This is a genomic window from uncultured Fibrobacter sp. (genome assembly GCF_937877005.1).
GTDB lineage: Bacteria > Fibrobacterota > Fibrobacteria > Fibrobacterales > Fibrobacteraceae > Fibrobacter.
Window position 1 is genome coordinate 1 of the sequence record NZ_CALEFV010000130.1, and the last position, 10,082, is coordinate 10,082.

General features: G+C 53.7%; 9 protein-coding genes. 2 read left to right on the forward strand and 7 right to left on the reverse strand.

Annotated features, from left to right (window positions below; translation table 11 throughout):
* From Q0628_RS06435 to Q0628_RS06450, 4 genes are all read right to left on the reverse strand, one after another.
* A partial coding sequence (locus Q0628_RS06435; protein ID WP_298769280.1) for a hypothetical protein occupies positions 1–361 on the reverse strand: 361 nt, incomplete at its 3' end.
* Between the two features lie 170 nt (positions 362–531).
* The gene (locus tag Q0628_RS06440) at positions 532–1,701 is read right to left on the reverse strand and encodes a ribose-phosphate pyrophosphokinase (protein ID WP_298769282.1); all 1,170 of its coding nucleotides are present in this window, start codon (positions 1,699–1,701) and stop codon (positions 532–534) included.
* Positions 1,702–2,002: 301 nt separating this feature from the next.
* Entirely contained in the window at positions 2,003–3,262 is a 1,260-nt protein-coding gene (gene lysA, locus Q0628_RS06445) for a diaminopimelate decarboxylase (RefSeq protein WP_298769284.1), read from the reverse strand.
* 206 nt (positions 3,263–3,468) lie between these two features.
* Positions 3,469–3,942, reverse strand: a complete 474-nt coding sequence (locus Q0628_RS06450) for a glycogen-binding domain-containing protein (protein ID WP_298769286.1) — start codon at positions 3,940–3,942, stop codon at positions 3,469–3,471.
* Positions 3,943–4,062: 120 nt separating this feature from the next.
* Here Q0628_RS06450 and rpe point away from each other — a divergent pair, with 120 nt between their 5' ends.
* A complete protein-coding gene (gene rpe / locus Q0628_RS06455) occupies positions 4,063–4,734 on the forward strand; it encodes a ribulose-phosphate 3-epimerase (protein WP_298769288.1) in 672 nt (223 codons plus the stop codon).
* Positions 4,735–4,751: 17 nt separating this feature from the next.
* Here rpe and Q0628_RS06460 read toward each other — a convergent pair whose 3' ends face one another.
* A complete protein-coding gene (locus tag Q0628_RS06460) occupies positions 4,752–6,485 on the reverse strand; it encodes a DUF4832 domain-containing protein (protein ID WP_298769290.1) in 1,734 nt (577 codons plus the stop codon).
* Between the two features lie 251 nt (positions 6,486–6,736).
* Positions 6,737–8,509 (reverse strand): glycoside hydrolase family 9 protein, encoded by a 1,773-nt coding sequence (locus Q0628_RS06465; RefSeq protein WP_298769292.1) that lies wholly within the window; start codon positions 8,507–8,509, stop codon positions 6,737–6,739.
* A 182-nt stretch (positions 8,510–8,691) separates the two neighbouring features.
* On the opposite strand from Q0628_RS06465, the gene Q0628_RS06470 reads away from it, so the two are divergent.
* Positions 8,692–9,297 (forward strand): porin family protein, encoded by a 606-nt coding sequence (locus tag Q0628_RS06470; protein WP_298769294.1) that lies wholly within the window; start codon positions 8,692–8,694, stop codon positions 9,295–9,297.
* A 130-nt stretch (positions 9,298–9,427) separates the two neighbouring features.
* Here Q0628_RS06470 and Q0628_RS06475 read toward each other — a convergent pair.
* A partial coding sequence (locus Q0628_RS06475; RefSeq protein ID WP_298769296.1) for a dipeptide/oligopeptide/nickel ABC transporter ATP-binding protein occupies positions 9,428–10,082 on the reverse strand: 655 nt, incomplete at its 5' end.

Here is a 10,082-nt window from a genome sequence, read left to right on the forward strand (position 1 = left end):
GGTCAGCCGGTGTTTCAACAGCAGGATCAGTCGGGTTTTCAGTGGCAGGGTCAGCTGGAGTTTCAACATCAGGATTAGTCGGGTTTTCAGTGGCAGGGTCAGCTGGAGTTTCTTCGGCAGGCTGCGACATAGCTTCACAGGCGGCAATAGGGCCAGTAACCAGCGATCTCCAAGCATTCACGCCATCGCATTGCATGGTGTCGTTCTTGTCCTCGATATACACCTTAGCACACTTGTTCACCGTCGCGGAACATTCGTAGTTATCGATGTCCATAAAGGTTGGAACGCTTGCCGGGGCGGTATTGCCAGAAGCCGGAGAACCAGAGGAACTATCATCGCCGCAGGCAACGAAAGAAGCCATTGCAATAGCGGCCAGTGGGAAAAGAATTTTTTTAGAAATCATTGTTTCTCCTTACGAAAGTTTTTTTCCAAATTACAAAAAATAACGCTTAGGCTACATCAGCCCCGCAAAGAAAAAGCCTCCAAATGGTTCTCATTTGGGGGCTTGCGTAATTTTAATTACTCAAATTCTTAAAAAAACTGAGGGGGCCAACGCGGGTTCTTGGAGGACATATCGATCTTGTAGAAGTCCTTCTCGAAGCGTCCGTCATCGAGTCCATACATCTGCATCACGTGGCGGGCAATCCACTTGCCGAGCTTCATCACGGTGAGCTTCTTGCGGAGGCGGCCCTGGCAGTCGCGGTTCATGATGTCCGGGAGGGTGGATGTCGTGAGGATTTCGTCGATGGCCGGGCTGTTGAGCTTTTCGCGGGCCTCGGGGCTCGTGTGGAAGTGCGTCACGCCGAAGCACACGCGGTTGGGGTTACCCTTCTTGATGTGTTCGCAGCACTGCACGATGGTCGTACCCGTACGCACCATGTCGTCGAACACGATCACGTCCTTGCCCTGGATTTCCTCGATGCTGATGTCGGAAAGTTCCGGGTTGAAGGTCATGCTGATTTCACGTTCGCCGGTACGGACCTTGTCCATCACCACGCGCTTGCATTCCGGCAGGTCAAGCGCCTCGTAGACGGCGTTCATGAACGGGCGTGCGCCCTTGTCCGGGGAAACGATCACCAGGTTGTTGCCATCCTTACCCGTCTGAACAAAGTTGCTGTTCTTGATGTAGTGGGCGTAGACGTCGGTCGGAATCAGGTTGTGGAAATTGTCCTTGCCGAAGATGTCGGCAAACAGGTTCTGCACCTTGATGCTGTGGTTGTGCACCGTGACCACGGCATCGACACCGGACTTCTTCAAAAGTTCGGCATAAAGAAGGCTCGTGAAGGCCTGGCCGTCAAACTTCTTCAAGTCGATGTCCGGGCGGTCCTTCTCGAGAGGGCCAATGCGGTGCGGGCCGCGGTCCTGGGCGCTGTAGAACAGGTCGGGTTCCACAAGCACCACCTGCTCGGCACCGTTGTCTTTCGCGGCGCGGGCCAGAATGCAGTTGCGCATGGCGTAGTCGTTACGGCTGCGTTCATGGTTCGAAACCGAGCAAATCAAAACGATCTTGCCTTCCAAGCGACGGCCGATATGTTCCATATCGTCCACGTCGAGCCCATAGCGGGGGCAGAATTCGGAGTTGGCGAAAGTCTTCAGGGAGACCACGTCGGAGATGTCTTCACGGAGGCCGATGTACTGGGCCATGTCGATGGCGAACGGGTCATCGGTGAAGTTGCCGGTCACGATAAAACGATCTGACATTTTGTAGCCTTGATTTGAGGGTTGAACCATTTGGTATGGGCAAATATAGAATAATTCAATAACCAAATTCAAGGCCGTCTTACAATAGGCGACTTTTCAAAAAAAGACTTTCGCCATTTCTGACGAAAGCCTTAAAAATAAAATGATGCTCACATTTTGATATTGATTTAGAAACAAGCAGGACAAGGCGCGAGCTCCCGTAGCGTACTAAAACGTACGTGAGGGAGCGAGCTATACGACACTTGAGGCGTAGCCTCTTAGTGAGAGTTATCCCCTTTGGGGAAACGCCGTAATGCGCCGTTTATAAATCAATAATCCTGTCGTTCTGGAGGAGCTGCTCGAAAGTCTGCCTTTCGCGGACAACCTTCAGCTCGCCGTTCGTGTACATGGTCTCGGCGGCGTAGCGGCGGCTGTTGTAGTTGCTGCTCATGGCCGCACCGTAGGCGCCAGCGTCATGGAGAATCAAAAGATCGCCGACCTTTGCCTTCGGGAGCTTGCGGGTCACCACGAAGCCACCTTCTTCCTGCGTGAACACGTCACCGGATTCGCAGAGCGGGCCAGCGACAACGGCGTCGACCGTTTCGTTCATCTCGCGACCGTCGCGGGCGATAATCGATATGGCGTGGTAGCTACCGTAGAAACTCGGGCGAACGAGGTCGGTAAAGCCGGCGTCTACCAGGTAGAACAAGTTGTCACCCTGCTTCTTGACGGCGCGGATTTCGGCCATCAGGTAACCGCTTTCGGCCACCAGGTAGCGCCCCGGTTCCACTTCCAGGTGGACCTCGTGGCCGATGCTCTGCTGAATGCGCTTACGGGCATCGTCCCACAGCTTGTAGTAAGCGTTCACGTCGATGCGGTTGCCCTTGTCTTCCTCATGGTACGGAATCGGGAGGCCGCCCCCTGCACTGATGGTGCGCAAGTGGCTACCCAGGCGACGGCTCGCGTCGACCATGGCATCGCAAACCTGAGCGAGGTGTTCAAAGTCCGTGCCGGAACCGATATGCATATGCAATCCCGTAATCCACATGCCGTTAGCCTGAGCGAGCTTGATGCAGTCCTTGATCTGTTCGTGCCAGATGCCGTGCTTGCTGAGGTCGCCACCGGTGTTGGTCTTGCGGGAGTGTCCATGGCCAAAACCCGGGTTCACGCGGATAGTGAGTTCGGACTTCACACCGAAATCAGCGAGCTGCTGGATCATGTCCGGCGAACCCACATTCACGGCGATGTTGTGTTCCTTCACGAGTTCAAGAGCATCCTTGTCGAAGATGTCTGCGGTGTAGACGATTTCAGGAGCCTTGCCCTTCTGCTGGCCGCCCTTGAATCCGGCCTTGAGGGCACGCACGATTTCGCCAGCGGAGACGGCATCGACGACGCAGCCGAGCTTGCGGATGAGCGAAACCACGGAGAGGTTCGGACATGCCTTCTGGGCAAAGCGCACGGTGTCGAAAACCTGGACCTCCTTGACACGCTTCTCGATCGTCGCGCGGTCATAGAGCCAGAGGGGAGTGCCGTACTGTTCGGCAGCCTTCACAAAAACATCTTGAGGAATAGAATAGTTCATGGGGGGAAAGATAGAAAATAGTGGTTAGTGGCTGGTGGTTAGGATCTAGGATTTAGTGAGGCTAGTCTCAAGAGTGTCATCCTGAGTCCGCAGGAGGAAGGATCCAGGCTTGCAACGGATTTTACACAAAATGAAAAAGGCTTCGGCAAACCGAAACCTCTCTCGTCTTTCGTCTGTAGGGCCGAAGGCCCGTCCTTTCATCTAGATTAGACGTGCTTGACCTTGTTGTCGCCTTCGTCCCAGTACTGGCCATCGCAAACGAACTTGTATTCGTAATCGCCAGCATCGAGAGTCACCTTGCCAGTCCAGAGACCAGTCTTCTTGTCCTTCTTGAGCATGTCCTTGTCAACAGCCCAGTTGTTGAAGGAACCTGCGACAGACACGGTGGTGGCGAGCGGGCAGTTGGCTTCAAACACAACCGTCACCTTCTTGGCGGCCTTAGCGGCGGCCTTCTTGGCAGCGGCAGGAGCCTTCTTTTCAGCAGCCTTCGGAGCGGCCTTCTTAGCAGCCGGCTTGGCGGCAGTCTTCTTTTCAACGGCCGGCTTAGCGGCGGTCTTCTTGGCAGCGCTAGCGGGAGCCTTCTTTTCGGCAGCCGGCTTAGCGGCGGCCTTCGGAGCAGCCTTAGCGGCAACCTTCTTGGCAGAGGCCTTGGCAACTACAGTCTTTGTACCTTTAGACATTATTTATCTCCTTTCATTGTTTGGCGCCAAAGATAGCAAAAAAAACATATTCCGTCTAGTATGTCCATCGCACCAAAACAACCGTTTGTCGGTGCCATACATCTTTTCTATATTTGGGCCATGCTCAAGCAAATCATCGCCCCAAGCGTTTTAAACGCAAACTTCCTTGAACTCGGAAAAGGCCTCCAAGCCATCGAAAACGGTGGTGCAGGCCTTGTTCACCTCGACATCATGGACGGACACTTTGTCCCAAATATCAGCTTTGGCCCGGGCATCTCGGCCTGCGTGGGCAAGGGAACCAAGCTTCCGCTCGATTGCCACCTGATGATCGAGAACCCCGAGAACTATGTGGGCGAATTTGCAAAGGCGGGTGCCGCCATCATTAGCGTGCACGCCGAAACAACGAACCACCTCGACCGTCTGCTGCACCAGATTGCAGAACTCGGCGTAAAGCCCGCCGTGGCCATCAACCCGGCGACCCCGCTTGAAAGCATCAAGTACGTGCTCGACATCGTGGACATGGTGCTCATCATGTCGGTGAACCCGGGATTCGGCGGCCAGAGCCTCATCCCCTACTGCCTCGACAAGATTCGTGAACTTCGCCAGATGAAGCCGGAACTCGATATCCAGATTGACGGCGGCGTCAAGCTCGACAACATCCTCGCCTGCAAGGAAGCCGGTGCAAATATCTTTGTGGTCGGTTCCGCCATCTTCGGCAAGCCCGATCCCGAAGCCGCGTGTCACGAGTTCGTAGTCAAGGTAGGAGCCTACCAAGTAGACGAACGCCGTTAAGCGCCATCTAAAAAAATCTACCTAAGCGTAGCTCCATTTGCTTTATAACGCTTTTCGCTGTCACGAATAATCACGCTGTTGCGTTCCCTCTGAACGAAGGGGGCGTTTTGCTTTTGGGCTGCACTCGACGGAAGAACGCGGGAAAGACCTGTCCGTTCGCATTCTCCCATGAGAAAACTTCCTATATAGGCATCGCTTTCTAAATTGTACTTGTAACCATTTTTATTTGCAAAGTGGATACAATCTTCTTCGTTTGTTTCACTGCAAACTTTTAATTCAACATACATGGGGATTCCAGACCAGTTCGAATAACAGCCCACATCCGCCTCGATAGAAAGCTCGTTGTTTCCGTCGAACATCATCACCGTATCCGCACCCTTGATTTCAATTTTACGGCTATGAACCTTCATGAAATCAATAGTATCCGGAAGCGCAACATGGTAAGAAAGAATCCCTAACGTATCCAACATGCCGAAATTACCCATTCCATGAATGTAGAGCGAGGCCTTCATCTTGCGCGTCAAGTTGCCAAAGCCCACGTTCTGGATGCGCAACTTCGCACGCAAAATTCCGTCGCTTCCCACCGTATCGCTCAGCCACGATTCGCGCAGTACAAAGCGATAGCCCAAGTGGTCGTTGATGTACTTGAAACCCGTAAGCGAATCGACACGCGCCGGGTCATAGTCAAAATCCTTCTGCTTGAAGGGAGTCTTTTTCCAGCTGTCAATCAGGTTGTTGTTCCACTGGATGTTCAGGTAGCTCGTATGCGTGCGAAATCCCTCGTACGCCAAGAACTCCGGCGTGTTGATGACCTGGTAGCCGCTTGCCGTCGTAAGCGCCTCGCCGCCGTAGGGCGTGTTGATGCTGTACTTTTCAAGCCAGGCCACTCCCTCTTCGCGACAGATGGAAGTCTTGCAATCCGCGCCCCAGGTGCCGTAATCGTATTGCGTTCCCAGGTAGCCGTCGTTGAACATTCCCACGCGGTACATGGTGTCGCCCTTCGCCTTCGCAATCTCCGCAAACTTCTCGCCGTCGATGTGGAAGTCGACCCCCCAGTTGTCAAAGCCCAAAACCTTCGCGGAATAGTTCCCCGTGCGGGTCAGGATTTTCAGTTCCGGTGGAGTATTGCGCAACATCAGGTTCACCGCTTCGGCAACGCGGTCGTAGGTAATGCTTGTATCTGAATGCATCTCACCGTAGGCGCCGTGCATGCCCATCTCGAGCGCCACGATGACGTCGGTATTTTTCGAAAGCACTGGCGCAAGCTGTTCCACATGCTTGAGAACCCATTCGTGAGCCGGAGTCACATTGCTCCTGCCATTGTACCACGGGTCGTAACAGATTCGCACAATCACGTGCCCGCCAAAGTCGCGAATGTTGTTGAAGGTCTGCTGCAAAACGTTCAGGGCGTCTTCGGTCAGGTCCTGGCTCACGCCGCGAATCGTATCACGCTTTCCTCCCGTCGTGTCAATCGAAAGCCATGCGTTACTGCTGAATTCCGAAATTTCCGCGCGCAGATGCAACAGCTTACCATACGGCTTGTCAACCGGCTTGCCACCCGAGGGCTTGAGGTGCAACACCTGCGGTGTATAGAAACCGCGGTCAAAATTGTCAAGTGTCGCCATCGCATCGGTCGTGTCGATTGACTGCTTCACAAGCCCCGCCGCAAAGAGCGGGGCCGTCGCAAACAAGAATATGCCGAGCACGGCAATCTGCACGACAATCCGCGTAATCTCAGAAATCTTCTTCATCGACACCCCCTAATAAAAAAAACGGGCATAAGGCGAACTCATATCCGTAATATACCTCTTTTTTCTCTAAATAGAAGATGCCCGGTCAAGCCGGGCATGACAATCTTCTAAGTTCTACCCGCTAAATAGATCCTGCTCCTTCGAACCTAATTCAACTAACGCTCTAAAGAGCGAAGTTTCATATATCGATTCCGTGCTTCGCACTTCACTCAGGATGACACGGAGCCTGCCCTGAGCATAGCGAATGGGTGTCACTTATTATAAATCGCCTCGAGAGCCGCAGCGAGGTATGCAAGCGGTGCGTTCCAGTTGATGGCAACCTCGTTGGTCGCATAGCTGCAGCGGTCATCGATATAGGCCAGCGCGGGCTTGTCGGCGGCAGCATAGTTCGGACACTTCCAGTGTTCCTTGCCATCCAGATTGATATCCTGCTTGCCCAGGTGCGGGCCACCCACGAGCATTCCCGGAACCGGATCGTCAACCATGTCAGCTTCGCTCGGGCGGTGGTGCGGATTGCGCGGACTCCTGTAACCGAAACCCGTCACGTAGGTTATGTCCATCGGATTCTTGCCAAGAAGATAGTCAAGGCACTGTTGAGCACCGTCGACATAGCTCTTGTCACCCGTCAAAAGATAGGCGTGTATCAGCACGACACCGTTGTTCGCGACGGCACTGTTGCTCCCCCAGTTCCAATTCCAGGGATGCATCGGGAGCCTGTAGGCACTCGTATCGCCAATGGCACGCAGGCTGTTCGCTTCGTCAAGCAGGATCTTCTTGGCCACCTCGGCAAGGGAATCACCGAACACCTTCGGCGCAAACGCAACGCGGAACACCGCGAGCATGTTCAAATCACCCCACCAGGCTCCGTTCGCCGTGAACGGGTTAGCCTTCAGGTCCGTCAGGTAGTCGGCCTTCTGGGTCGCATTGTAAAGTTCCGTCGCGGCAAAACGGAATTCATCCTTGCCGTCCTCGTTACCGGGAGCGTAGCTGCCCGTCTGCACATCACTGGGTTGCTTGTAGAACGCCGTCGGATTCTTCTTTGCCCAGGCATAAGCCTTCTCGGCGGCCTTAAGCATCTTGTCAGCATAGGCCTTGTCAAAGTTGCGATAGACGACGCTCGCCTGCGCCATCACGCCCGCAAAGTCAAGCGAAGCGGTCACGTTCTTGATAATCGCATAGCGCGGAGCATCGTCCTTTTCCGGAGCGACACTTCCACAGAACTTGAGTGTAGACACCTTGTGATACACGCCGCCATCGCTATCCTGCATCGTGAGCATCCAGTCCAGATTGTAGCGGACTTCTTCCAAAAGCATCGGGAGCTTGGCGAACTCGCGGGGGATATTCCACTGGAGCGTATCGGCATACTTCGGAAAATGTTCATAAATTTCGAGCAAAGTAAACACCGTAATGCCCGAGTTCACGACATACTTGCCATAATCGCCCGCATCGTACCAGCCACGCGGAGACTTTATGACCTTTTTCTTGGGGTTCTTGACTTCCTTGGTGCCGGTCGCTGCGGCAAAGTTCGCGGCGGTCTCCTTGTCGGTACCGTAAACAATGACCTTGTCATCCATATGACCCGCTGCTCGGGTCCACTTGCCTGCATGTCTGGCCTCGAGCGGCATGCTCGCACGCTGGTAATAGAACCACTTGAGCGAAGCCTTCGCCACGTCTTCGTAAACCTTGTCGCCGACCGTAATCGGAGTACCCATGTAACCACCATTACGGTACAGGCGATACGTCCCGGGAGTCTTTATGGCAGAAATATCAAAAGTCTGCACTTCTTCGCCGCTATAATCCCATTCGTAGACCATCGGTGCATTCAATTTCAGGACAGTCTTCCCCTTCAGATCGCGGACTTCAAGAGCACCGGCATCATTGCCTGGATACACAACAGTCTTTTCGGATTCAGGGAAAAAGCCCAGCTGGTTTACAAGGGGACCGGCAGATACGGAAATTGCAGACAAAGAAACTGCAGCCGTCGCCACCAGGGAAGTTCTAAAAGCACGTTTAAAGGTATTCATGAGCAAGAATATACCTTATATAAGCCTCAAACAGACGAAAAAAGGCATTTTTTCCGTTTTCAGCGGGAAACACGCCAAAAAAAGCGTTGTGTGCAATTACACATTTTTTTTCGTCCGCACATACTATTTTCAAAACATGTTGCTATATTATTATTACATAAACCCTAACCAAGGAAAACAACATGAAAAAAATCTCTCTTATTTTCGCCGCAGTGCTTCTGGCAACCGGCCTTTCCTTTGCACAAATCAGCGTCGGTGGCCACGCAGCCGTCAACTTCAGCACCCTCTATGGCGATGGCGCCGACGAAATGAACGTTCCTTGGGGCCTCGGCTTTGCAGCCGGTGTTGCCGGTAAGATTGCCGTGAACGAAATGATCGGCATCGTTCCGGAAATCGATATCGATCTCCGCCGCCAGTCCGACGACGATGCCACCTGGAGCACCTGGGCTCTCGAAATTCCTATCCTCGCCCGCATCAACGTAATGCCGCAGCTCTTCTTGGAAGTCGGTCCGCAGATTGCCTTCCTCCTGAGCTCTGAATTAGAACAGGACTACGGTGCTGGCACTGTGACTCTCGACCTCGGCGACAGCGATGTCGACGCCCTCAACACCTTCGAATTCGCCCTCGCTGCAGGCGTTGGCTACTCCGTCATGCCGAAGCTCGACGTGAACTTCCGCTTCGCTCTCGGCCTGACCTCCATTGTCGACGGCAAGAAGCTGTGGGTTACCGAAGACCTCGCCTGCAAGCACATGCAGCTCCAGGTCGGAGCCACCTACTGGTTCATGTAATCGAACCTAAAGTTCTACGAACTTGAAGAGGTCCTGCGAACGCAGGACCTTTTCTTTATGGGCGCAATTCCTTAGACAAGAAAGGCCGCAGCGTATCGCTGCGGCCTTTCCATTTAAAGCTTAACGACTATTAGCCTTTCTTGCTACGACGGCTGTTCTTAATCCATTCGGTCTTGTGGACTTCCGGGATATCGTCGAGCAGCTTGAGCGTATGCGGTTCGGTCGTATTGTCGAGCACTTCGGCAGGAGTACCCTGGTTCACGATCTTACCGTCGTGCATGATGAAGATTCGGTCGGAAACGTAGTTTGCAAGACCGATATCGTGAGTCACGAACACCACGGTCATCTTCAGCTCGTCTTTCAACTTGCGGAGGTAATCGAGGATGTTGGCACGAACGCAGGCGTCCACCATGGAAGTAGCTTCGTCAGCAATCAGCACCTTCGGACGGAGCGCGAAGATACGGGCGAGCAACATACGCTGCATCTGACCACCGGAAAGTTCGAACGGATACTTGCCTTCGATATCGGCAGGAGTCACGTTCACTGCCAGGAGGCCTTCGTCCACGCGACGGCGAACTTCTTCCTTGCTAGGCTTGTCCTTGAGGATGTTCAGGGCGTCTTCGAGCTGGCTACGAATCGTGAAGAACTGGTTGAAGCAGCCGAACGGGTCCTGGAACACGGACTGCACTTCGTTCCAGTGAGCCTTCAGGTTCTTGATGGGCTTGTCGCGATACAGGAACTGGCCGCGAGTCGGCTTGTAAAGACCGAGCATGATCTTTGCGAGC